Consider the following 23,454-nt stretch of genomic DNA (forward strand, 5'->3'; position numbering starts at 1 on the left):
GAGATGGTCAACCCAGCCGGCGACGACGCCACGATCAGCAACAGCGCGACCTTCGCCGAGACCTGGGCGGAGCCGGAGACGGCCGCCCTGCCGCAGGCCGAGCTGGACAAGCTGACCGAGGACCTGATCGCGGCGCTGAAGACCGTGTTCGACCCGGAAATCCCGGTCGACGTCTATGAACTGGGTCTGATCTACAAGGTCGATCTTTCGGACGACAAGGACGTGCTGATCGACATGACCCTGACCGCGCCCGGCTGTCCGGTGGCCGGCGAGATGCCGGGCTGGATCGAGGATGCGGTGATGACCGTGCCGGGCATCAAGTCGGCCCGCGCCAACCTGGTGTTCGACCCGCCGTGGGATCCCTCCAAGATGAGCGACGAGGCCAAGATGGCCTTGAACATGTTCTGATGACCGATCTCCAGACCACAGCCCGTCCCCGCCGTCCGCGCCCCAAGGCCGTGACCCTGACGGACGCCGCCGCCGAGCGGGTGCGCGAGATCATGGCCAATGCGGAAAAGCCCTACGTCGCCCTGCGCGTCGGGGTGAAGAACGGCGGCTGCGCGGGCCAGGAGTACACCTTCGCCTATGCCGAGGCGATCGCGCCGTTGGACGAGGTGGTCGAGGACAAGGGCGTCACCATCCTGATCGACCCCAAGGCGATCCTGTTCCTGATCGGGTCCGAGGTCGATTACGAGACGTCGAAACTGTCGTCCAAGTTCGTGTTCCGCAATCCGAACCAGACCGACGCCTGCGGCTGTGGCGAGAGCGTCACCATCATCCCCGCGAAAGCCCGCGAGGCCGACTGAATGATCCGGCTGGAAGGGGTCACCAAGCGCTATCGGAGCGCCGCGGGCGAACGCGTGGCGCTCGACGCCGTCGATCTGACCGTCGCGCGCGGTCAGGTGTTCGGCGTGGTCGGGCGCTCGGGCGCGGGCAAGTCGACGCTGATCCGCACCATCAACCGGCTGGAGACTCCGGACGCGGGCAAGGTCTTCGTCGGCGATCAGGAGATCACGGCGCTGAAGCCCGCCGAGCTGCGCGCCGCGCGCCGGCGGATCGGCATGATCTTCCAGCATTTCAACCTGCTGAACGCCAAGACCATCGCCCAGAACGTCGCCTTTCCGCTGCGGCTGGAGGGCCGGCCGGAGGCGGAGATCACGCGGCGGACGGCCGAACTGCTGGACCAGCTGGGTCTGGCCGAGCATGCGAGCAAGCATCCGGCGCAGCTGTCGGGCGGCCAGAAGCAGAGGGTCGGCATCGCCCGGGCCCTGGCCTGCGGCCCCGAGGTCCTGCTGTGCGATGAGGCCACCAGCGCCCTGGACCCCGAGACCACCGACGAGATCCTGAGCCTGCTGGACGGGCTGAACCGCGACCTGGGCCTGACCATCGTCCTGATCACCCATCAGATGGAGGTGGTGCGCCGCGTCTGCGATCGGGTGGCGGTGCTGAAGGACGGGCGGCTGGTGGAGGAGGGGGCCACGGCCGATGTCTTCCTGCATCCGCAATCGCCGGTGACCCGGGCCATGCTGGCCGAAGGCGAGGGCGGCGAGACCTTCGACGCCTCGGTGGTGCCCGCGGGCGGGCACCTGGCCAAGCTGACCTTCCGGGGTGCCTCCACCTATGAGCCGGAGCTGAGCCGCGTGGCCCGGTCGGCCGGCGTGGACTATTCGATCCTGTCGGGGCGGATCAGCCGCATCCGGGGCGAACCCTATGGCCAGATGGTGGTCGCCTTCACCGGCGGCGACGCCGAGGCCGCGGTGGCCCAGCTGTCCGCGCGCGGCGTCGTGGTGGAGACGCTGTGATGGAGTTCTTCGTCAACATTGACTGGCCGGAGATCGGGCGGGCGACGCGCGACACGATGCTGATGCTGCTGGGGTCGATGGCCCTGACCGTGGTGTTCGGCATTCCCCTGGGGGTGCTGCTGTACCTGTCCGGCAAGGGCCGGCTGGCCGCCAATCCGGTGCTGAACGGCGTGCTGTCGCTGGTGGTCAACATCCTGCGGTCCGTGCCCTTCATCATCCTGCTGATCGTGATGCTGCCGGTGACGGTGATCCTGGTGGGAACCTCGCTGGGCGTGGCCGGGGCCATTCCGCCGCTGGTCGTCGGGGCCGCGCCCTTCTATGCGCGCCTGGTCGAGACGGCGTTGCGCGAGGTCGACAAGGGGGTGGTCGAGGCGACACAGGCCATGGGCGGCTCGACCTTCCAGATCGTGACCCGCGCCCTGCTGCCCGAGGCCATGCCCGGCATCATCGCGGGAGCCACGGTCACGGCCATCGCCCTGGTCAGCTACACCGCCATGGCGGGCGTGGTCGGGGCCGGGGGCCTGGGCGACCTGGCCATCCGCTTCGGCTATCAACGGTTCCAGACCGATGTGATGGTGGTGACCGTAGTTCTGCTGCTGCTGCTGGTACAAATTCTGCAGATGATCGGCGACCGTCTGGTCGCTAGGGTCTCGCACCGCTGACCTTCTCCTGAGACGGACCCTCCCATGCTTCGACGCTCACTGATCCTGGCCGCCGCCGCCCTGATGCTGACCGCCTGCGGGCAACCGGCGGAGACGGCCGCCGATGGGGCCGCGCCTCTGATCGTGGGCGCGACGGCGGTGCCGCACGCGGAGATCCTGGAGTTCCTCAAGCCCGCCTTGGCGGCCGAAGGCTTCCCGATCGAAATCAAGGTGTTCAACGACTACGTTCAGCCCAACACCCAGCTGGCCGAGCAGCGGATCGACGCCAACTATTTCCAGACCAAGCCCTATCTGGACGAGTTCAACGTCGCGCGTGGCGCGACCCTGATCACCGTCGCCGGGGTCCATGTCGAGCCGCTCGGGGCCTATTCGCGCAAGCACCGCGCGCTCGCCGACGTGCCGAACGGGGCGGACGTGGCCCTGCCCAACGACGCGTCGAACACCGGGCGATCCCTGCTGCTGCTGCAGTCGGCTGGGCTGATCACCCTGCGCGACCCGGCCAATCCGCTGCAGACGGTGCGGGACGTGACGGGCAATCCCAAGGCGCTGCGCTTCCGCGAGATCGAGGCGGCGACCCTGCCGCGGGTGCTGGACCAGGTCGATCTGGCCGTCATCAACACCAACTACGCGCTGGACGCCGGCCTGAAGCCGAAGACCGACGCCCTGGCGCTGGAGGGCGGCGACAGCCCCTATGTCAACTATCTGGTGGCGCGTCCCGACAACCAGAACGACCCCCGCGTCCAGGCCCTGGCCCGGGCGCTGCGCAGCCAGGCGGTCAAGGACTTCATCGCCCGGAAATACGACGGCGCGGTCGTTCCAGCCGCCTAGCCGTCGGCTGAGGCGCGCCGGTCGTCCGTTCGACGATCGGCCTGACGGGCCCCGCCGTTGACCATCATAAGTTCCAGCCGGATCTCGATCAGCCGCTGCTCGATACAGCCGATCATATAGGCCAGCACGGCGAAACCGAGCACGGTCAAGGCCAGGCCGAGGGGCAGCCAGGGCGTGGCGTCCAGCACCAGTTCACCCGCCAGGAAGATGCTGGCGGCCACGCCGCTCGAGGCACTGATCGCGCTGAGCCCCGCCGCCTGCAGGATCGAGCGGCGCGGGGCCTGGCGGTTGATACGCCCCCCCTTGCGCCGCTCCCGTCCCCGACGTCGGGGACTGGCGCGCCGATCCTCGGGCGCGTCCAGGATCGGGGTCGTCTGTTGGACAGTCTCTGTTTGCAAGGACACGGACTGGGCTCCCACCCTATTGGACCAGCTGCGCGCCACCTGCGCGTGGTCCGACCCCATTGGGGACGGGCACGTCGCTGGCGGCGTAGTTGGCGTTGATGATCAGAGACGGCGAGCCCTTGAGCTGCAGCATCCGGGCGACGATGACTGTCCAGGCGCTGTCGCGGGCGACATCCTCCTTGCCCTCGACGATCATGGTCGCCTCGGGGACGTAGATGACGCCGAGCAGGCGATCGACATTGTCGCTGGTGATGATGAAATCCTGGGTATTGTTACGCATCGCGATCATGACCATGCCGGCGTAGGGGCCGGTCTTCCGTCCATCCAGATCGACCCGGGCGCGGTCCTTGAATTCGAACTTGGAGTCCTTGTCGAAGAACAGGACGACGTCGTTGCCGACCAGCTTGGCATTCTCAGTGATCTCGAGATGACCGCCCAAGAACCAGTATTCGCCCTTACTGAGGGTCAAGACGGCGTCGCCGTGTATCTTGATGCCACCGCAATAGACGCCCGGCGGCAGCGCGTGCGGACCGGTCTTCTTGTCGACCGGCCTTGACCCATTGAGGCAGTTACGCGCCTGATTCAGGGGGAGGGATGCGAAAGGATCGTCCATCCGCGCTGCGCCTGTCCCCGCCACCGGACTGATCATGCCTCGGGCGGAGGTGACGGCCTGAACCGCCGCGGCCGCGATGCGACCGCCCTCGACGAGGATGTCGCGGTTCGAATGGATGAGGCAGGCGGGAGCCTGAAGCTGACCCGCGTCCTTGACGTTCAGGACCTTGTCCTTGGTGGTTCCGGTGATCAGGACGCACAGCGGCATGACGCCGACCGATACCGCCTGGGACAGGGCGTTGTATTTCCAACCGCCGGGCGGAAGCAGGTTGTGGAAGAAGGATGGGGAATGGGCGTCCAGGCGCACCTGAAGGATTCGCTGGCCCTGACGGGTGATGACGCCGATGTCGCTGGTGACGGTCGGTGCGCGATCCCAGTCCGCGACATGGCCGTCCACAAAGGCATGGGCCCGGGAGACGGCGGCGTCGTCGCTGATCGCCAGGCTGAGTTCGGTGGCCCCCGCCAGGGCGGCGGAATCGGCGATGTCCTGGATCCGTTCGCGCGCGGCGTTGACGTGCATCAGGTCCACGCTGCCGGCCACCAGCAAAGCCATTGCCGGAAGCGCCAGGGCAAAGATCAGGGCGACCTGCCCCCGCTCGTCGCGCGACAGCCTGCGGGCCAGCGCGGTCAACCCTCGCACAATCATGCGGCCCGCGGCCCGGTGAACTGCAGACGAAGGTCGGCCTCGGCGCGAGCGGCCCGCAGGGTGAATTTGATCTGATAGGACAGGAGCCGCCAGTTCAGGGGCTTCGTCACGAAAGCGGTGGCCCCGGCGCGGTAGGCCCGGTCAATCGCCTCGACGTCCTCGCGGCCGGTCTCCACGATCACCGGCAGGTGGGCGGTCGCCGGATCGCTGCGCAACCGTTCCAGCAGGCCGTAGCCGTCCAGCCGAGGCATCTCCAGGTCGACGAGCAGCAGGTCGTAGGAGTCGCGGGCGAGCGCTTCCAGGGCGCCCAAGCCGTCCTCGGCCACATCCACCCGCGCGGTCTCCGTCGCCAGGTTCACCTGAGCGAACTCGCGCAGGATGGGGTCATCGTCGACGAACAGGAGCCGGGCCGGTTCGTCCAGGACGTAGAAGAAACTCGACATACTCACACTCCGGCGCGTTCCGGCCGCAATTCCGATCAGTACCCAAGCCTTAAGGGTCAGGTCATTAACTTTGGGTATAGTGGAGCTATAAACGAGAAGCTTAGCAATATGTACGATGGCAGACTCAAGACTAGACGTGGCATTGCGTGGAAGCTTGCGACGCTGGTCCTCACGTCCCTGTTCGCTTCATTTGTCGTAACATCGCTATTCTCCACCTGGGTCGAGCTTAACCGTCAAGCTTCACTGGAAACCCAGCGTCTGACACAGACGGCTCGCGTGATCGGGTCGCTGGCGGCCCAGGCCGTGGCGCAGGGGGACCGGGCGGCGGCCTTCACCGCGATCCGCTCGGTCAGCCAGATGCCGGACATCAGCTATGCCCGGCTTGAATCATCGGCGGGGCTGCTGGCGGAGACCGGCGGCGGGGCGCGGTTGCTGCGGGATGCCGCCATTTCGGGCGACGGCCGCATGTCCCTCTGGTCGGCCCTGACGACGGGCTCCATCCAGGTCAGCGCGCCGGTCCTGGCCGAAGGCCGCGCCGTAGGATCCATCACCCTGTTCAGCCGCACGCCCGAACTGCGTTCGCGCGTCCTCGCCACGGTGCTCACCTCGCTGGTGGGGGCCGTGGTCGCCGTTTTCGCCGGCCTGCTGGTGGCGACCCGGATGGCGCGCCGGATCAGTCAGCCGGTCGTCCAGCTGGCGTCTCTGGTCCGACAGGTTCACGAGACCCACGACTACACCGCCCCCGCGCCGATCCAGGCCGAAGGCGAGGTCGCCGATCTGGTCGAGGGGTTCGACGCCCTGCTGGCTGGCATCCGCGAGCGGGACGCCCGTATCTCGGCGCACGTCGAGGGACTGGAGGCCGAGGTCGAGACCCGCACCGCTGACCTGGTGGTCGCGCGCGACGCCGCTGACCAGGCCAATGCGGCCAAGTCCGACTTCCTGGCGGTCATGAGCCACGAGATCCGCACACCGCTGAACGGCATTCTCGCGCTCAGCGAGATGCTGGCCGGCTCCGACCTCCCGGCGCGGCAGCAACGCTATGCCAGCGTCATCGCCAAGTCGGGTCATTCCCTGCTCAGCATCATCAACGACATCCTCGACTTCTCCAAGGTCGAGGCCGGCAAGATGGAGCTGGAGACCGTGGAGGTGGACCTCACGGAGGTGGCGGAGGACGTCGCCAGCCTGTTCTCGGAAAAGGCCGCCTCGAAGGGGCTGGACCTGGCGGTCTTCGTCGACCCCGCGATCGGAGCCGTCCTGGCCGATCCGGTGCGGTTGCGGCAGGTCATCGGCAATCTGGTCAACAACGCTATCAAGTTCACCGAGCACGGAGGCGTTCTGATCGCCATCCATGCGCGCGACGGCGGCGTGCGGATCGCGATTGAGGACACGGGCCCCGGCATACCGGAGGACACGCTTCCGCGTCTGTTCGACGCCTTCTCCCAGGCGGACCAGAGCACCAGCCGCCGATACGGCGGCACCGGCCTCGGCCTGGCCATCTGCGATCGGCTCGTCCGGTCCATGGGCGGGGTCTGGCAACTTTCATCCGTGGTGGGGGTGGGGTCGGTCTTCGCCTTCGACGCGCCCTTGACGCGCGTCGCCGACGAGCGCGAGGCCCCCATGTTCCCCGAACCCTGGAGCGTGCGTCTGGCGGGGCTGGGGCCCCAGACCCTCCGATCGGTCCGCGCCTATCTGGAGGCCTTCGGCCTGTCGGTGGCGGAGACAGGACGCGGGTCCATCGTCGGTCCGGCTGAAGAGGGGGGCGGACCGCATGTCGTTCTATGCCGCGACGAAGCGGAGGCGACGATGGTCCTGGCCGGCCGACCGGACAGCTGTGCTGTCGTGGCGCCTCTGAGACGCGCGGACCTTGTCGCGGTCCTTGGCCAGATGGCCGAAGGCCGACAGCCGCACCTCGCCCATGCCGTGGCGACCGCGGCGGAGGGCACCACCTTTCCCGGCGCGCGCGTTCTGGTCGTCGACGACTCCGAGGTCAACCGCGAGGTCGCCGGCGAGGCCCTGGCGCGGCTGGGTGTCGATGTCGAGATGGCGGCGGATGGACTGGAGGCCGTCGCGGCCCTGAGGCTCAAGGCTTTCGACCTGGTGCTGATGGACGGGTCCATGCCGGGGCTCGACGGGTTCGACGCCACGCGCCAGATCCGCGCCGAGGAGGCCGAGACCGGACGACCGCGCGCCACCGTCATCGCCCTGACCGCCCATGTCGTCGGCTCCGGCGCCGACGCCTGGCGCGCGTGCGGCATGGATGGCGTCATCCACAAGCCCTTCGTGATCGCGGATCTGGTGCGAGCCCTCGACCGTCATTGCGGGGCCTTCGCCCGCATCGGTGCGCGCGGTGCGGTGGTCGAGGCGCGGGCTGTGACGGGGCCGCAGGACGACGACCTGTTCGATCCCGTCATCCGGGGCGATCTCCTGGCCATGGTCGCCGACGGCAGGCGGGCCTTCGTCGAACGCGTTCAAGCCCTGTATGCCGAGAACGCGCCCCTGCGACTGAGCGAGGCGGTCCAGGCGATCCAGGACGCGGATCTGGACGCGCTGGCCCGCGCCGCGCACGCCCTCAAGTCCATGAGCCTGAGCCTGGGGGCCGCCGCCGTCGCGCGGGCGGCGTCCGCTCTGGAAACGGCCGCTAGGGCGGGCGAGCGCCCTTCACCGACCGCCCTGTTGTCCCTGGGCGAGTTGGTGAACCGGACGATCTCGCGCATGGCGGAAGACCTGGCCCCGGCGGAACCGTCCGCGCCGCCGATGACCATCGTCGAGCGCGTCAGGGCCGCCATCGCCGCCGGTCATCTCAATCTGGTCTATCAGCCTTTGGTGGATCGGCTGGGTGCCCCGGCCGGCAAGGTCGAGGCCCTGGTCCGCTGGACCGATCCGATCGAGGGCCGCATCGGGCCGGACATCTTCATTCCGGCTTTGGAGGCGGCATCGGGCATCGAGGTGCTGACCGATTTCGTCCTGGCGACGGCGCTGGCCGAGATGAAGGACGGCGACCTCATCGTGTCGGTCAACGCCTCGGCCTCCGAGTTTCGCAAGGCCGATTTCGTCGATCGCCTTCTCGCGGCCGTGGCCAAGGCCGACTATCCCGCCAGCCGGCTCGAGATCGAGGTCACGGAGACCGCGATGCTGGACGTCGCGGCGGCCGGCCGCACCATCGACGCCCTGCGCGGTCACGGCTTCGGTGTCGCCCTGGACGATTTCGGGGCCGGGTTCACCAGCCTGCACGCCCTGCGCGAGCTGAAGTTCACCACCCTGAAGATCGACCGCAGCTTCGTCGATCGCTGCAGCGACGACACCGCGTCGGCGGCGATCATCCATGCCGTCATCGGGGTCGGGCGCGCGCTCGGCATGAAGGTGGTGTGCGAAGGCATCGAGACGGTTCGTCAGGCCGACTTCCTGCGCGTCGCCGGCGTCCACTACATGCAGGGGTTCCACTTCCATCGGCCGATGGACATCGAGGCGCTGCAGCGCATACATCAGAAGGCCGCGTGACGCGGTCGCTGTCCGGGTTCTAGCGGCGGATCACCACGGACGCCCGCTGCGAGGTCGCCGCCAGCCTCACAGGACTCGAGGTTCGCCGACCGGGCAGACGCGAAGGCGTTTCTGCCCGGTCGCTGCGGTCAGGCCGCGATTTCGAGGCGCTCGGCGTTGGTGACCTTGTTCCGTCCGGTCCGCTTGGAGGCATACAGGGCCTCGTCGGCGCGATCGAGCAGGGAGGATCCGGACTCGCCCGGTCGGCGCTGGGCCAGGCCGGCCGAGATGGTCACGGCTCCCAGTTCATCGTTGGTCGACCGACGGCGCAGGGCGCGGCTGCCGATCTCCTCCCGGATCTGGTTCAGGGCCACCTCGACCAGCGAGGCGCTCTCCGACGGGAAGATGATGGCGAACTCTTCGCCGCCGTAGCGGGCGGCGACGCGCGGAGCCTTGGAGACCCGGCCGATGACGCTGGCGACGTAGCGCAGCACCTGGTCGCCGGTCTGGTGGCCCCAGGTGTCGTTGAAGCGTTTGAAGTGGTCGATGTCGAGCACGGCCAGGCTCATCGGGCGACGCTTCTTCTCGGCCTCGTCGCAGGCCCGCAGCAGTTCCTCGTCGAAGGCCTTGCGGTTGCCGAGGTTGGTGAGGGCGTCGGTCATGGCGTCGCGGCGCACCTGCTCCAGGTGTTCGCGCAGCCGGGCGACCTCCTTGGTCGAGGTGGCCAGACGTTTCTCGAGCGTGGCGTTCTCGGCCCGGACCTGGGTGGTGGCCTTGCTGAGGGTGGTGACGACGCCGAGCAGCGCCTTGGGCTCGGCCGACTGTTCGGTGGATTGCTCGAAATGGGCCGAGGCCCCGGCGAGGGTCTCGCCATAGGCGGCCTGCGACCGCTGGGCCTGGGCGATGGCCTCGGACACGGTCGACAGTTCGCGGTTCAGCACGGCACCGGCGTCGCGGATCTCTTCGGACAGCCGGCCGCGCGGCAGATACTCGGCCGCCAGCATCTCGGCGGTCTCTTCCGTGAAGGGACTGCCGTCGCCGAGCAGTCGGGTCATCTCCTGACCCAGCGGACCTTCGGGGTCGCCCAGCCAGTGGAGCCACAGTTCGAAATTCAGCGGCGTCGGCCAGACGCCGAGGCGTTCCATCTCGTCGACCGCGCGTCGGACCAGCACGAAGGCCTCGGGGCCGCGCAACGTGGTCTGAACCTGTTTCGACATGACTTCCCGCACCGCATTCTTCGGACCAGGGGGACGTTAGCGACCGAACCGTAACACCGGTTTAACGGCCCGAAAAAAGGCGATTCCGTCCTGCAGAATCAACCCTTGAGAGAGACCGATCGGCGCAGGAAGGCGGGGACGTCGCCGCCGAAACCGACCCCTTCGCGCGCGGGCGCGGGATCGTGGTCCGCGCGTCCGCCGGGACGCCGATCGGCCTGACGCAGGCGCGGCTCGGCGGCGGTCGGTCGCGATTCGACCGCAGGTTCGGCGATCACCGGTGACGGTGCCGCCGCAGGGGCTGGCGGGGGGGCGGGAACGATGGCCGGGGTGTCGCTCGCCGTCGTCGTCACGGCCTTGGTGGAACGGCGGCTGCGCGTGCGGCGCGCCGGGGCCTCATCGGCCGCAGCCACGGCAGAGACCGGAGCCGCGACCGCCTCGGCAGGCTGCTCCGCGGCGGAGGCGGCCGCGGGGCTTGCCGAACGGCCTCTGGCTCGCGCAGGGCGAGCCTCGGGCCGGGCCTCGGGTCGCGCCTCGCTGCGACGCGGGGCGGCACCGCCCAGATTCGACCAGTCGATGTCGAGGACCAGTTCCTCGGGGCTCATCTTGATGAGCTTCATGACCTTATCCAGCGACTTGTCGTCGGACGGGGTGACGATCATGAAGGCCTGGCCCAGCTTGCCGGCGCGGCCGGTCCGACCGATGCGGTGCACATAGTCGTCGGCGTGGTGCGAGACGTCGTAGTTGAACACGTGGCTGACGTCCGGAATGTCGAGGCCCCGCGCGGCGACGTCGGAAGCCACCAGGATCTTCAGCGCGCCCGAGCGGAAGTCGGCCAGCGTCTTGGTGCGCAGCGACTGGTCGAGGTCACCGTGGATCGGGGCCGCATCGAAGCCGTGCTGTTTCAGCGACTTGGCGACGACATCGACCTCGGACTTGCGATTGCAGAAGACGATGCCGTTGCGGACGTCGGCGCGTTCCATCAGGGCACGCAGCGCGGCGCGCTTGGCCTTGGGATCGTTGGACGGGATGCGGACCAGATACTGGGTGATGGTCTCGGCCGTCATGGCCGGGCGCGAGGCCTCGATGCGGGTCGGATCCTTGAGGAACTGGCTGGTCAGGCGCGTGATCTCGGGCGGCATGGTGGCCGAGAAGAACAGGGTCTGACGCTTGGGCGGGGTCAGTTTGAAGATGCGCTCGATATCGGGGATGAAGCCCATGTCCAGCATGCGGTCGGCCTCGTCGACCACCATCAGCTCGACGCCGTTCAGCATCATCTTGCCGCGCTCGAACAGGTCCAGCAGCCGGCCGGGGGTGGCGATCAGGACGTCGACGCCCTTGTTCAGAGCGGCGACCTGCTCGCCCATGGAGACACCGCCGATCAGAAGCACCCAGCTCAGCTTGGTGCCCTTGGCGTATTTCTCGAACGACATGGCCACCTGGTCGGCCAGTTCGCGGGTGGGGGCCAGGACGAGGGCGCGGGGCATGCGGGCCCGGGCGCGTCCCTTGGACAGCAGTTCGACGAGGGGCAGGGTGAAGGCGGCGGTCTTGCCGGTGCCGGTCTGGGCGATGCCGAGCACGTCGCGGCCGGCGAGGGCCACGGGAATGGCCTGGGCCTGGATCGGCGTGGCGGTCGTATAGCCGGTGTCGGCGACGGCTTGCAGGGTCGTGGGCGAAAGGCCCAGCTGGGAGAATTCGGTCATATATCCTTGGACGGAGCCCGGTGCGATCGCGCACCGGTGGGACGAGGGAGCCACCCGTTTCGCTGGGCAGCGGGGATGTCGCGGAACCGCCCTTGCCGTGGGCGAGCGGGCGGCGCGATTCGCCAGTCCTGTCCCGAACGTGGGCCGCATATAGAAGCCTGTGCCGTAAAGTCAAGGATTCACCGACCCATGGTCACGCTTGGCAGAGCGTGAACTATCGGTAAGACTTGGCGTTCGGCGAACAGGCAGGGAGGGCGACGGTGAAGGCAAACATGATCGCGTTGCTGATGGCCGGTCTGCTGGCGGTGCCGGCGACGGCCTCGGCCGAGATCGCCGACATGTTCGAGAACACCCTGGTGTCCCGTTATCCGGACGGCGGCTGGGTCCGGCACTGGTTCAACCGCGACGGCTCCTATGCGGCGCATTTCTCGGACGGGCGGCGGCTGTCGGCGTCGTGGCGGATCGAGGGGCAGAAGGTCTGTCTGAACGGCATCCGCCCGGCCTTCATGATGATCTCGCGCTACTGCTCGCCGGTCGTCGAGGCGCGGGTGGGCCAGACCTGGACCGCGCGCGACCCGCTGGGGCGGCGCGTGCAGAACGAGCTGGCACCGGGGCGCTAGACGTCCAGATCGGCCACCGCGAACTGGGCATTGTCCTGGATGAAGCGGAAGCGGGCGTCGGCCTTCTTGCCCATCAGCCGTTCGACCAGGTCCTCGATGTCGTCCTCCGACTCCGGCAGGGTGACGCGGGCCAAGGTGCGCTTCTTCGGGTCCATGGTGGTCTCCTTGAGCTGGGAGGCCATCATCTCGCCCAGGCCCTTGAACCGGCCCAGCTCGACCTTCTTGCCCTTGAACACCGTGGCCATCAGCTCCTCGCGGTGGGCCTCGTCGCGGGCATACTCCGACAGGGGCCCGGCGGACAGGCGGTAGAGCGGCGGCAGGGCCATGAACAGGCGACCCTGGCGGATCACCTCGGGCATGGAGCGGTAGAAGAAGGTGATCAGCAGGGCGGCGATGTGGGCGCCGTCGACGTCGGCGTCGGTCATGATCACGACCCGCTCGTAACGCAGCGCCTCGATGTCGAAACGCGGCCCGGTCGTGACGCCCAGCGCCAGGGTCAGGTCGCTGAGTTCGATATTGGCGCGGAGCTTGTCGGCCGTGGCATTGGCGACGTTCAGGATCTTGCCGCGCAGGGGCAGGATGGCCTGGGTGGTGCGGTCACGCGCCTGTTTGGCCGAGCCGCCGGCCGAGTCGCCCTCGACGATGAACAGTTCGGTGCCGTTGGCCGACTGGCGGCTGCAGTCACTGAGCTTGCCGGGCAGGCGCAGCTTGCGGGTGGCCTGGGCGCGCTGGACCTCCTTGTTCTTGCGGCGGCGCAGGCGGTCCTCGGCGCGTTCGATGATGAAGCCCAGCAGGACGTTGGCCTGTTTGGGGTTCTCGGTCAGCCAGTGGTCCAGCGGGTCGCGCAGCAGGGCCTCGACCAGGCGCTGGGCGTCGGGCGACGACAGCCGGTCCTTGGTCTGGCCCTGGAACTCGGGATTGCGGACGAAGACGCTGATCATGGCCCCGGCGTTGGCGATGACGTCCTCGGCCGTGATCTGGACCGCGCGCTTCTCGTGCGTCAGATCCCCATAGGCCTTCAGCCCCTTGACCAGGGCGGCGCGGAAGCCCGCCTCGTGCGTGCCGCCGTCGGGCGTCGACACGGTGTTGCAGTAGGACTGGACGAAGCCGTCGGCCTCGCCGAAGCCGATCGGCGACCAGGTCACGGCCCATTCGACCGCCCCGGCCTCGCCCTTGCGCTCGACCCGGCCGGAGAAGGTCGGGGTGACGGTCTCCACCTCGCCGATGCGTTCGGCGATGGCGTCGGCCAGGCCGTTGGGGAAGTGGAAGGTGGCCGTCTCCGGCGTGGAGTCGGTGATGCGGTCGGCGGCGCAGGTCCATTTGATCTCGACGCCGCGGAACAGATAGGCCTTGGACCGGGCCATGCGGAAGAGACGCGCCGGCTTGAAGGCCGCGCCGACGCCGAAGATCTCGGCGTCCGGATGGAAGCGGATCAGGGTGCCGCGCTTCTTCGAGGGCTGGACCTGGACGATCGAGCCCTGGGGGATGCCGCGGCTGAAGGACTGTTTCCACTCATGGCCATCGCGCCAGACGGTGACGTCCAGCACGTCGGACAGGGCATTGACGACCGAGACGCCGACGCCGTGCAGACCGCCCGAGGTCTCATAGGCCTTGCCCGAGAATTTGCCGCCCGAGTGGAGCACGGTCATGACCACCTCCAGCGCCGACTTGCCGGGGTGTTTGGGGTGGGGATCGACCGGGATGCCGCGGCCATCGTCGCGCACCGACAGGAAGCCCTCGGCGTCCAGATCGACGGTGATCAGCTTGGCATGGCGGGCCACGGCCTCGTCCATGGCGTTGTCCAGCACCTCGGCGAACAGGTGGTGCAGGGCCCGTTCGTCGGTGCCGCCGATGTACATGCCCGGGCGTTTGCGGACCGGCTCCAGCCCCTCCAGCACCTCGATCGAGGAGGCGGAATAGCTGCCGGGGGCGGGGGGTGGCGTCGCGGTCGTTGGGGTCGGCGCAGCGGCCGGGGTCAGCGTCGCGGCATGCGCGGGGGTGGGGGCCGCCGGCTTGGGGGCCTCGGGGATGTCATCGAACAGGGACGGGCTGGCGGAGGCGGGCATGGCTTGAGTGTGGGCCGATTCGGGGAGCCGTCTGGTAGGCTCCTCGGGCCGTCCAGGCAAGGCTGGGGACGCGGCTAGGCAGAGACGAGGCCGAGACGCCCCGCGCGAGGATGGCCAGAAGCAGGGTCCAGGGCAGGTTGGCGTGGCTGAGCAGGACGCTCTCGGACAGGCTCAGCAGCAGGAAGACCGCCAGATAGCCGACGCCCCAGTAGCCCTCGCGCGCGCCGGTGCCAGGGATGCGGAACAGGGTCGCGAGGGCGGCGAGCGCCACGGTCAGGCCGACGAGGATCGCGCCCGGCCAGCCCAGCTGGATGAGCAGGTCGATCCAGCCGTTGTGGGCCGAGGGAACCGGCCACTGGGTCTCGGCGCGGATGAAGGCCGCCGGAACCGAGCCGCGCTCCCAGAAGGCGGCATAGCCGAAGCCGGTCCAGGGCCGCTCGGCCACCTCGCGCATCAGCGCGGCCCAGATGTCGGTGCGTCCGGTCAGGGACGGGTCCTTGCCCAAGGCCGTGAGGACGGCGGCGGGATCAGTGATGAAGACGTAACCGGCCGCGGCGGTCAGGACGACGCCCAGCCACACGGCGATGATGGCGAAGGCCGCTCCACCCCGACGCATGGCCCACAAGGCCGCGATGGCCCCGACGCCGACGATCAGGCACAGCAGGGAGGTCTTGGACTGGGTCGCCAGCACCAGCAGGGTGGTGACCGCCAGGGTCAGAACGGGCAACCGGCGGCGGGGATCGCCCGAGGCCAGACAGGCGGCCGCCGCCACGGCACCGGCCGACATCACCAGCCCCATCTGGTTCTTCTCGTACCACAGGCCCCGCCACAGGCCGGCGTTGTCGGCCTGGTGGATGCCGATGGTCGGATTGACGAGGATCATGATCAGACTGCCCAGGCCCATGAACAGGGCCGCCAGCATCAGCAGCCGGGGCAGATGACGGCCGCTGAAGACCGCCCCCAGGTAAATGGCGAAGGCGCTGGACAGGGCCATGGCGATGACCCGTCGCTCGGTCACGCCCGGATCGATCGACCACCATCTGGAGGCGAAGGCGTGCAGCACCAGCAGGCCCAGGATCAGCCAGGCCGGCCAGGCGCGCACCATGGCCCCGGGGCGCAGGGCGATCAGGACGGCGATGACCGCATAGACCGGCAGCCAGACCAGGCGCAGGATCGGCGTCTCCTCCTGGGTCGGGGCGAACACCGGGCCGACCAGGGCCTGGGTCAGCATGATGACCACAAACATCGCCGCCGCCTGCTCCCACAGAGGCGGGGCGGGGTCTGCCGGTTCGATCAGGGCGGAGGAGGCGCGCACCGGGGGAGGGTGGCAAGACGCCGTTAAGGAAGGGTGTGGGGCGGCTCAGACCGCCGCAAGGGCGGCGGCATGGGCGCGGATCAGGTCGCGGGTCGAGCGATCGCTGTCGAAGACCCCGTACCAGCCCTGGGGCTCGTGCGGGGGATCGCCGACCCAGGCGGACTCGCCGGCGCGGGCGCGGAAGTCTGGATTTCGGGCGCGACCCTCGCCGTTCCAGGCCCAGATATTGGACCCGACCAACGGCCCGCCGGCGCGGGCGTCGGCGAGGACCGCGGCCTGGACCTCGCCATAGAAGCGATCGCGCAGGGTGGTCGGCGCGGCGGGGTCATAGCGGTTGCCGTCGCGCGGATAGCCGAACTCCTCGATCACCAGCGGCTTGTTCAGCTCGCGGGCGAAGCCGACGTGTCGGGCGATGTAGTCGGCGGTCTGGGCCCGGGCCGAGGCGTCGGTGCCGGCCATGTCGTCCAGGTTGAGCCAGCTCCAGTTGCCGGGCCAGATGTGGGCGGTCAGGTAGTCGATGTCGGGCGAGCGGTGGGTGTCCAGCACGAGGTCGGGCCGTTCGACCGCGCCCTTCAGCCCCTCGGCCCCGGTGGAGACCAGATGGTTGGGGTCCAGCGTCTTGATCAGCCGCGCCGTGCCGTTCACCCAGGCCGTGAAGTCCGGCAGGACCGCCAGGGCCGCCGCCTCGCCCCCCGCCGGGCGCGGCTCATTGGCCAGCTGCCAGGCCATCAGGGTGGGGTCGTCGGCATAGGCGATGCCGGTCACGGTATTGACGCGCGTGACCATGGCCCGGACCCAGGCGTGATACAGGCCCACCGCCTCCGGGCTGCGGTAGAAGTCGGCGATGAAGTCGGGGAAGGCCGGCCAGGGATGGGCCGGGTCGTTCATGTCCAGATAGCGGCCGCCGTTGACCCAGGACAGATAGGTCATCATTCCGCCCGACCACTCCCAGAAATTAGTCAGGTACAGCACCGCCTTCATGCCCCGCCGGCCGATCTCGGCCATGGCCTGGTCGAGGCCGATCAGCAGGGTCTCGTTCCAGTCGCTGGAGGCGTCGCGGAAGGCGGGGCGGACCGAATTCCGAAGCGGCGAATGCTCGGCCGAGGCGGCCAAGCGAAGATTGGTGATGCCGTCGGCCTGCAACCGGTCCAACTCGCGCCCCAGCCGGTCGCGATCGCCGAAGTCCGCATCGGCCCCCAGCCACGCGAGGTACCAGGCGTTCATGCCGGCGAACCGATAGGGCCGTCCGTCCAGCGTCAGGGCCATGCCGTCGCGGGCGACGAAGCCGGGGCGCGGCGCGCGCGCCACGGCGGGCAGGGCCGGGGACAGGGCGGCGGCTGTGGACAGGGCGAGGGCGCTGCGGCGGGTCAGGGGGCGGGGTGGCATGGCGGGGCTCCGGTAGGCGCGCGTCAGGGAGCTTCACCCGGTTAGGTCGGACAATAAAGTCCGTGCTGAAGGGCGGGTCGGCACGCCTGACCCATTAACCGGCCGTGCGGTCCTGTTTGGAGTGGAAGAGTCGGCCGATGACGATCCGGTTGGCTTCGACGCGATAGACCGCCACGTACCCGTCTTGGCCCGAGCGGATGATCCACTCCCGTTCTTCCATGCTCGAAGCGCTGCCAGCGTGAGGAAACTGTGTGAGAAGCCGCAGGGCCGCGGCGATGTCACCTGCGGTTCGCCGAGCCGCAGCAGGGGACCGTCGTGACAGCCAGTCGAGATGACCAAGCAGGTCAAGGTTCGCTCGCCGGCTGAGGATGACCCTCATTCAGCGCGGGCGGCGAGACGACGTTCGAGTTCCGCGCTGAATTCCGTCAGCGCGTCTTCGAGTTCGATATAGGGACCGTCGAAATCCCCGGATGCGGTTGCAGGGCGCTCAAGATCCGCACCGTCATCAACCAGCCGGCTGAACATCTGCAGCGCCAAGGCCTCGGGCGTGACGCCAAGCGCCTCGGCACGCTCGGCGAGCCTTGCGGCGTCGTCGTGAGGAATGGTGATGGTCAAAGCGCCGTCGGCCATGTCCCTAGCTTAGCAAAATCGCGCGAAAGCGTCACGCCGCCTTCTCCACGAAGGTATCGATGACCTTCTTCTCGCCGGCCTTCTCGAACGCCACGGTCAGCTTGTTTCCCTCGATCACGCGCACGCTGCCGTAACCGAATTTCTGGTGGAAGACGCGGTCGCCCTTGACGAAGCCGGAGCCGGACTTGGGGTCGGCGGTGGCGATCAGGCGGCCTTCGCCCTCGATCAGGGCCTTGCGGGCGGGGCGGCCCGCCGGGGCGCGGGAGGCGGTGACGGCCTGGGCGCGCTGCCAGCCGGGGGAGGTGTAGCCGGCCCCGAAGGACGGGGCGTCGTCCCAGCGGGACTTGGCCTCCTTCATGCCGCCGGAGGCGCCGTAGTAGCCGGTGTCGCTCTCGGCCTCGACGTGGGCGATGGGCAGTTCGTCGACGAAGCGGCTGGGCAGCTGGCTGGTCCAGCGGCCGTAGACCAGGCGGTTGGCGGCGAACGAGATCCGCGCGTCCTGTTTGGCGCGGGTGACGCCGACATAGGCCAGGCGGCGTTCCTCCTCGAGGCCCTTCTCGCCCTTCTCGTCGATGCTGCGCTGGCTGGGGAAGACGCCTTCCTCCCAGCCGGGCAGAAAGACCAGCGGGAACTCCAGCCCCTTGGCTCCGTGCAGGGTCATGATCTGGACCGCGTCCGACGACGGGCCGCGATCGAGGTCCATGACCAGGGAGACGTGTTCGAGATAGGCCCCCAGCGTCTCGAACGACTGCATCGCCTGGGTCAGTTCCTTCAGGTTGTCGAGGCGGGCCGGGCCGGTCGCGCGGTCGGCCTTGTGCATGTCGACATAGCCGCTTTCCTCCAGCACGGTCTCGGTCAGCAGCCAGTGGCGTGTGTCGGACGCCAGGGCGCGCCAGCGGTCGAGATCGCGGACGAAGGTCGACAGGGCCGTGCGGGTGCGGGCCTGGAGCTCGTCCGAGGTGATCAGGTCGCGCACGGCGGTCATGGCCGAGACGCCGTCGTGGCGCGCGATCTGCAGGATCTTCTGCACGCTGGTGTCGCCGATGCCGCGCTTGGGCACGTTGACGATCCGCTCGAAGGCCAGGTCGTCGTCCTCGGACTGGATCAGGCGCAGATAGGCGTGGGCGTCGCGGATCTCGGCGCGTTCGAAGAAGCGGGGACCGCCGATCACGGTGTAGGGGATGGCCAGGAGGACGAACCGCTCCTCGAACGCGCGCATCTGGAACGACGCGCGAACCAGGACCGCCATGTCCTTGTATTTCATGCCGTCGCGCTTGGCGGTCTCGATCTCGTCGGCGATCAGTCGGCTCTCGGCCTCGCCGTCCCAGACCCCGCGCACCCGGACCTTGTCGCCCGTCTGGTCCTCGGTCCACAGGGTCTTGCCGAGGCGGTCGCGGTTGGCGGCGATCAGGCCCGAAGCGGCCCCGAGGATATGGCTGGTCGAGCGGTAGTTGCGCTCCAGCTTGACGATCTTGGCCCCGGGAAAGTCCTTCTCGAAGCGCAGGATGTTGTCGACCTCGGCGCCGCGCCAGCCGTAGATCGATTGATCGTCGTCACCGACGCAGCAGACATTGCCGGTCGAGGCCGTCAGCAGCCGCAGCCACAGATACTGGGCGACGTTGGTGTCCTGATATTCGTCGACCAGGATGTAGCGGAACCGCTTGCGATACTCCTCGGCGATGTCCGCGTGTTTCGACAGGATCGTCAGGTTGTGCAGCAGCAGGTCGCCGAAGTCGCAGGCGTTCAGCGTGGCCAAGCGGGACTGATAGGCGGCGTAGAGGCTCTGGCCCTTGCCGTTGGCGAAATCCTCGCCCGGCGGCAGCTTCTCGGGCGTCCAGCCGCGGTTCTTCCAGTGGTCGATCAGGCCGGACAGCGACCGCGGCGTCCAGCGCTTGGTGTCGATATTGGCGGCCTCCAGCAGCTGTTTCAGCAGCCGCTCCTGGTCGTCGGTGTCCAGGATGGTGAAGCTGGACTTCAGCCCGACCAGTTCCGGGTGGCGACGCAGGATCTGGGCGGCGACGCTGTGGAAGGTGCCAAGCCAGCGCAGACCTTCGGCCGAGGGGCCGATCAGGTGGGTGATCCGCTCGCGCATCTCGCGCGCGGCCTTGTTGGTGAAGGTGACGACCAGCAGTTCCCACGGCTTGGCCCGCCCGGTCGCCAGGATGTGGGCGAGGCGGGTGGTCAGCACCCGGGTCTTGCCCGTGCCGGCCCCGGCCAGGACCAGGACCGGCCCCTCGGTCGCCTCCACGGCCTCACGCTGCTCGGCGTTCAGGCCCGACAGATAGTCCGGGGCCTCATGCGCGACACCGCCGGGCCCCCGCGAGCGGGCGAGATCGGAGATGCGGGGAACGGGAACAGCGGCGTCGGTCAAAATATGGGGTCTCGGGATTCGGCGTGACCCGGAACATAATGAGCACAGAGGCCAAAGTCAGGCCCGGAGTTCATCGGCGCTGGAACCGGCAAGCGTCACCGTCGTTTGTGCGGTCCAGGGGTGGATTGGAGAGGGACTGACTAAATGACAGAAAATTCAAGCAGCGGCGGCGGCAATGCCGGCCTGGCCTTCATCGTCGGCGGTATCGTCGTGGTGCTGGCGATCGTGGCCTATTTCGTGTTCGCGCGCGGCGGCATGACGCCCGAGACCAAGGACGTGAACGTCGACGTCAACCTTCCGTCGGTGGACGCGCCCGCTGTTCCGGGGAGCAACTAGATGACCGATCCCAATCTTCCGCCCGAACGGGTCGTCGTCGTCGATCGCCAACCGCAGACCAACGTCAACGTCCAGCCCGAGCGCCGCAGCGGCGGGGGTGGGTTCATCCCGTTCCTGATCGGCGGACTGGTGATCGTGGTCGCCATCATCGCCTATGTGCTGCTGAGCGGGAACAACCCCGTCCAGGAGGCCGCCGATACCGACGTCGACATCGATGTGAACCTGCCCAAGATGGAGGCACCCCAGCTTCCCAACATCGAACCGCCGACCCTGCCGAGCCCGGCACCCGCGAACTAATCAGACGCCCGCCGGCGATCCCGGCGGGCGTTTTCGCTCTATTTCAGCTGGTAGGTGACGGTGGCGACCACCCTGACCCGCTTGTTCAGCGAGGTCGGCTCGCTGTCGATATCCTCCCGCGCAAGGATCTCGAAGGAGCCCTGGGTCGCCTGACGGATGGGGCCCAGCGGCGCGCCCGAATCCTGAGCGAATTGCTCGGCGCCGCTCCGCGCCGAGGCGGTGGCCTCCGCGATCATGGCCGGACGGACCTCGTTCAGCCGCGTGAAGACATAGGTCGGGGCGGTGAAGTCCAGCAGCACGTCCTGACGCACGAGTTGATCCAGCGCGCGGTCGGTCCGGGCCACCCGGCCGACGTCGTTCGTCCGCACGGTCACGCCCTGGCCGACGCTGTATTTCGGCAGGTCGGGCTGGGGCTGATAGGCCTGGGCCTTCAGGTCCGTCACCTCCAGACGCCCCACGGTGATCGCGGCCTCCGGATAGCCCTGGGCCGCCAGGAAGCCGCGAACCTTGACCAGATCGCCGTCGATCTTCGCCTTGAGCGTATCCAGATCGTCGCCGGAGGTGGTGAAGCGCAGGGTCAGGACGGCGAGGTCGGCGACCACGTTCTTTTCGGCGACGCCGCGCACGTTGACCTGGCGATTGCCGACCTGGGCGTTGATCACGCCGCCGCCGATAGCCAGGCCCGCGCCGATCAAGCCGATGGCGATCAGGCCGCCGAAGATGGCGGGCGGTAACAGGCTGCGATCGATCTGCATGGTGATATCCTTGGTCAGGATCTCACCATGCCTCGTATGGTCACGCTTGGCGAACGATGGATTCTGCGGCCGCGTGTTCGAGGGCCAGCAGGCGGCAGGCGGAGGCCAGCGGCCGGCGACCGCGCGTCTGGTCGACCCAGACCAGCAGGCCGGCGTGGCTGAGACCCCGCGCCTCGGCGATACGGTCCAGCACGGCCCAGAACTCGGGCTCCAGGGCGACCGAGGTGGCGTGGCCCGCGAGCGTGACGGACCTCTTTTTCAGCATCAGGATCTCCGTTCCGCCAGCGCCGCCTCCTCGATGCGGATCCGGTAGGCCACCAATGCCGCGTTCAGCAGGCTGAAGACAACCGCGATCCAGACCTGGCCGAACATCAGGGGCAGCAGCGCGATCTCCAGCGAGGCGACCCAGTAGTTGGGGTGACGCACGAACCGGAACGGGCCCGACCGCACCAGGGGCGCGCCGGGCAGGGTGATGATCCGCGTGGTCCAGTACCGGCCGAGGGTGGCGATGACCCAGACCCGGACGAACTGCAGCCCGACATAGGCCGCCAGCAGCCACGGGTTCGGCACGGCGGTCCAGGGCGTGATGACGGCGAGGACCGACAGCCAAGCCGTGTGCAGGATCACGAACAGCGGATAGTGACCCGCCCCGATCTCCACCGCCCCCTCGGCCATCAGACGCTTCGTATTGCGGTCGGCCAGCCACAGCTCGCCCAGCCGCTGGGCGACGACGAGGCCCAGGACGATCAGGAACCCCATCATTCCGGGTGAACCAGCATCAGGGCCGTGGTGAAGCCGGGGCCCAGCGTCGTGAGCAGCCAGGGCCCCGGTTCGGCGCCGTCCAGCGCCGCCTTGAGCACGAACAGGACCGTGGCCGAGCTCATGTTGCCGTGGTCGCGCAGCACATCGCGGGTGTGGCGCATCTCGCCGGGCGAAACGGCGAAGACGCCCTCCAGGGCGTCGATCACCTTGGCCCCGCCAGGGTGGCAGACGAAACCGCCGACGTCGCCGGCGGTCAGACCGTTGCGGCCGAGAAAGGCCTCGGCGATCGGCCGGAAGTCGTTCTGGACCAGGGTGGGGATATCCCGGCTGAAGACGACCTTCAGCCCGTCGTTCTCGACGTCCCAGCCCATGACGTCGAGACTGTCGGGCCAGGTGTGCTCGTGGCTGGCCCCCAGCACCGGTCCAGTGGCGTCATCGCGGCAGGAGACGATCGCCGCCGCCGCCCCGTCGCCGAACAGGGCGGTGGCGACCAGGTTGGACTTGGAGCGATCCTGGTAGCGGAAGGTCAGGGCGCACAGCTCGACCACCAGCAGCAGCACCCGGCTGTCGGGATAGGCTTTGGCCATCTCGGCCGCGCGCGCCAGTCCCATGACGCCGCCCGCGCAGCCCAGGCCGAACAGGGGGACGCGCCTAACGTCGGGGCGAAAGGGCATGACCTGCATCAGCCGCGCGTCCAGCGACGGGGTGGCGATACCGGTGGAACAGACGGTGACGATGGTGTCGATCTGGTCGGCGCCGAGGCCCGCCGCGTCCAGGGCCGTCTGGGCGCTCTCGGCCATCAGGGCGACGGCGTTGTCGAGGAACAACCGGTTGCGCTCGGCGAAGCTGTGCGGCTGCAGATACCATTCGATGGGCACGCAGGAGTGACGCGTCTCGATCAGGGCGTTGCGATAGATCGGCTCCAGCCGCTTGAAGCCGCCGTGGGTGGTGGCGAACATTTCCGCCCCGTTGGCGGCGACGTCTTCCTGTCGAAGGATGTGAGGGGGCCAGGCGGTGGTCAGGGCGGTCAGGCGGGGCGTCGGCACGCGGTACAGGTCGGGCAAGGGCAACTCGGTTTCGGCCGCACCGGCGCGGCGGGTCCGTTCAGATACGGGCCGGGGTTCG

At 68.6% G+C, this 23,454-nt stretch carries 24 protein-coding genes; 9 read left to right on the forward strand and 15 right to left on the reverse strand.

Annotated elements, in window-relative coordinates; translation table 11 throughout:
* Positions 1-3: 3 nt before the first annotated feature.
* The 5 genes from BZG35_RS08940 to BZG35_RS08960 are packed head-to-tail and all read left to right on the forward strand — an operon-like array spanning position 4 to position 3,292.
* Complete coding sequence (locus BZG35_RS08940; RefSeq protein ID WP_371454840.1) at positions 4-408, forward strand: SUF system Fe-S cluster assembly protein; 405 nt, start codon at positions 4-6, stop codon at positions 406-408.
* Positions 408-806: an iron-sulfur cluster assembly accessory protein gene (locus BZG35_RS08945; protein WP_077355335.1), complete on the forward strand. Its 399-nt coding sequence runs from the start codon at positions 408-410 to the stop codon at positions 804-806. The genes BZG35_RS08940 and BZG35_RS08945 overlap by 1 nt, the downstream gene beginning before the upstream one ends.
* Complete coding sequence (locus tag BZG35_RS08950; protein WP_077355336.1) at positions 807-1,802, forward strand: methionine ABC transporter ATP-binding protein; 996 nt, start codon at positions 807-809, stop codon at positions 1,800-1,802.
* Positions 1,802-2,464 (forward strand): methionine ABC transporter permease, encoded by a 663-nt coding sequence (locus BZG35_RS08955; protein WP_077355337.1) that lies wholly within the window; start codon positions 1,802-1,804, stop codon positions 2,462-2,464. Before BZG35_RS08950 ends, BZG35_RS08955 begins: the two co-directional genes overlap by 1 nt.
* A 24-nt stretch (positions 2,465-2,488) precedes the next feature.
* Positions 2,489-3,292: a MetQ/NlpA family ABC transporter substrate-binding protein gene (locus BZG35_RS08960; RefSeq protein WP_077355338.1), complete on the forward strand. Its 804-nt coding sequence runs from the start codon at positions 2,489-2,491 to the stop codon at positions 3,290-3,292.
* On the opposite strand, the gene BZG35_RS08965 is transcribed toward BZG35_RS08960, so the two are convergent.
* From BZG35_RS08965 to BZG35_RS08975, 3 genes are read right to left on the reverse strand one after another with little or no spacing between them, the layout of a single operon-like run.
* Positions 3,289-3,696, reverse strand: coding sequence for a hypothetical protein (locus BZG35_RS08965; protein WP_150125989.1), 408 nt, complete (start codon positions 3,694-3,696; stop codon positions 3,289-3,291). The genes BZG35_RS08960 and BZG35_RS08965 overlap by 4 nt on opposite strands.
* Before the next feature lie 16 nt (positions 3,697-3,712).
* A complete protein-coding gene (locus BZG35_RS08970) occupies positions 3,713-4,939 on the reverse strand; it encodes a TadE/TadG family type IV pilus assembly protein (protein ID WP_171981921.1) in 1,227 nt (408 codons plus the stop codon).
* A gap of 11 nt (positions 4,940-4,950) precedes the next feature.
* Positions 4,951-5,397 carry a PleD family two-component system response regulator gene (locus BZG35_RS08975; protein WP_077355341.1) on the reverse strand — a complete coding sequence of 149 codons (447 nt, stop codon included), beginning with the start codon at positions 5,395-5,397 and terminating at the stop codon, positions 4,951-4,953.
* A gap of 276 nt (positions 5,398-5,673) precedes the next feature.
* On the opposite strand from BZG35_RS08975, the gene BZG35_RS08980 reads away from it, so the two are divergent.
* On the forward strand, positions 5,674-8,895 hold the full coding sequence (locus tag BZG35_RS08980) for an EAL domain-containing protein (protein ID WP_077355342.1): 3,222 nt from the start codon (positions 5,674-5,676) through the stop codon (positions 8,893-8,895).
* 128 nt (positions 8,896-9,023) lie between these two features.
* Here BZG35_RS08980 and BZG35_RS08985 read toward each other — a convergent pair whose 3' ends face one another.
* Together BZG35_RS08985 and BZG35_RS08990 are read right to left on the reverse strand one after the other, a co-directional pair.
* The gene (locus BZG35_RS08985) at positions 9,024-10,091 is read right to left on the reverse strand and encodes a GGDEF domain-containing protein (protein ID WP_077355343.1); all 1,068 of its coding nucleotides are present in this window, start codon (positions 10,089-10,091) and stop codon (positions 9,024-9,026) included.
* A 98-nt stretch (positions 10,092-10,189) separates the two neighbouring features.
* Complete coding sequence (locus BZG35_RS08990; RefSeq protein ID WP_077355344.1) at positions 10,190-11,791, reverse strand: DEAD/DEAH box helicase; 1,602 nt, start codon at positions 11,789-11,791, stop codon at positions 10,190-10,192.
* 272 nt (positions 11,792-12,063) lie between these two features.
* On the opposite strand from BZG35_RS08990, the gene BZG35_RS08995 reads away from it, so the two are divergent.
* Positions 12,064-12,411: a hypothetical protein gene (locus BZG35_RS08995; protein ID WP_253189129.1), complete on the forward strand. Its 348-nt coding sequence runs from the start codon at positions 12,064-12,066 to the stop codon at positions 12,409-12,411.
* On the opposite strand, the gene BZG35_RS09000 is transcribed toward BZG35_RS08995, so the two are convergent.
* From BZG35_RS09000 to BZG35_RS09025, 6 genes are all read right to left on the reverse strand, one after another.
* Positions 12,408-14,477, reverse strand: a complete 2,070-nt coding sequence (locus BZG35_RS09000; protein ID WP_077355346.1) for a DNA topoisomerase IV subunit B — start codon at positions 14,475-14,477, stop codon at positions 12,408-12,410. The two genes, BZG35_RS08995 and BZG35_RS09000, sit on opposite strands and share 4 nt — an antisense overlap.
* Entirely contained in the window at positions 14,443-15,792 is a 1,350-nt protein-coding gene (locus BZG35_RS09005; RefSeq protein ID WP_253189130.1) for an O-antigen ligase, read from the reverse strand. Before BZG35_RS09005 ends, BZG35_RS09000 begins: the two co-directional genes overlap by 35 nt.
* A gap of 45 nt (positions 15,793-15,837) precedes the next feature.
* Positions 15,838-17,178 carry a cellulase family glycosylhydrolase gene (locus tag BZG35_RS09010; protein ID WP_077355347.1) on the reverse strand — a complete coding sequence of 447 codons (1,341 nt, stop codon included), beginning with the start codon at positions 17,176-17,178 and terminating at the stop codon, positions 15,838-15,840.
* A 94-nt stretch (positions 17,179-17,272) separates the two neighbouring features.
* A complete protein-coding gene (locus BZG35_RS09015) occupies positions 17,273-17,557 on the reverse strand; it encodes a type II toxin-antitoxin system RelE/ParE family toxin (protein WP_077355348.1) in 285 nt (94 codons plus the stop codon).
* The gene (locus BZG35_RS09020) at positions 17,554-17,808 is read right to left on the reverse strand and encodes a hypothetical protein (RefSeq protein WP_077355349.1); all 255 of its coding nucleotides are present in this window, start codon (positions 17,806-17,808) and stop codon (positions 17,554-17,556) included. The genes BZG35_RS09015 and BZG35_RS09020 overlap by 4 nt, the downstream gene beginning before the upstream one ends.
* Before the next feature lie 31 nt (positions 17,809-17,839).
* Entirely contained in the window at positions 17,840-20,197 is a 2,358-nt protein-coding gene (locus BZG35_RS09025) for a UvrD-helicase domain-containing protein (RefSeq protein WP_150125991.1), read from the reverse strand.
* Positions 20,198-20,323: 126 nt separating this feature from the next.
* Here BZG35_RS09025 and BZG35_RS09030 point away from each other — a divergent pair, with 126 nt between their 5' ends.
* The gene (locus BZG35_RS09030; RefSeq protein ID WP_077355351.1) at positions 20,324-20,515 is read left to right on the forward strand and encodes a hypothetical protein; all 192 of its coding nucleotides are present in this window, start codon (positions 20,324-20,326) and stop codon (positions 20,513-20,515) included.
* Positions 20,516-20,812 (forward strand): hypothetical protein, encoded by a 297-nt coding sequence (locus BZG35_RS18215; protein WP_253189131.1) that lies wholly within the window; start codon positions 20,516-20,518, stop codon positions 20,810-20,812.
* Positions 20,813-20,850: 38 nt separating this feature from the next.
* Here the strand turns inward: BZG35_RS18215 and BZG35_RS09040 are convergent, their stop codons facing one another.
* Genes BZG35_RS09040 through BZG35_RS09055 form a run of 4 tightly spaced genes read right to left on the reverse strand, consistent with a single transcriptional unit; the run spans position 20,851 to position 23,399 of the window.
* Entirely contained in the window at positions 20,851-21,567 is a 717-nt protein-coding gene (locus tag BZG35_RS09040; protein WP_077355352.1) for an SIMPL domain-containing protein, read from the reverse strand.
* A gap of 40 nt (positions 21,568-21,607) precedes the next feature.
* A complete protein-coding gene (locus BZG35_RS09045) occupies positions 21,608-21,832 on the reverse strand; it encodes a ribbon-helix-helix domain-containing protein (RefSeq protein WP_077355353.1) in 225 nt (74 codons plus the stop codon).
* Positions 21,832-22,329, reverse strand: a complete 498-nt coding sequence (locus BZG35_RS09050) for an isoprenylcysteine carboxyl methyltransferase family protein (RefSeq protein WP_077355354.1) — start codon at positions 22,327-22,329, stop codon at positions 21,832-21,834. The genes BZG35_RS09045 and BZG35_RS09050 overlap by 1 nt, the downstream gene beginning before the upstream one ends.
* Positions 22,326-23,399, reverse strand: a complete 1,074-nt coding sequence (locus BZG35_RS09055; RefSeq protein WP_216351837.1) for a type III polyketide synthase — start codon at positions 23,397-23,399, stop codon at positions 22,326-22,328. Before BZG35_RS09055 ends, BZG35_RS09050 begins: the two co-directional genes overlap by 4 nt.
* Between the last annotated feature and the right edge of the window lie 55 nt (positions 23,400-23,454).

The sequence above is a fragment of the Brevundimonas sp. LM2 genome, assembly GCF_002002865.1.
Classification (GTDB): Bacteria; Pseudomonadota; Alphaproteobacteria; order Caulobacterales; family Caulobacteraceae; genus Brevundimonas.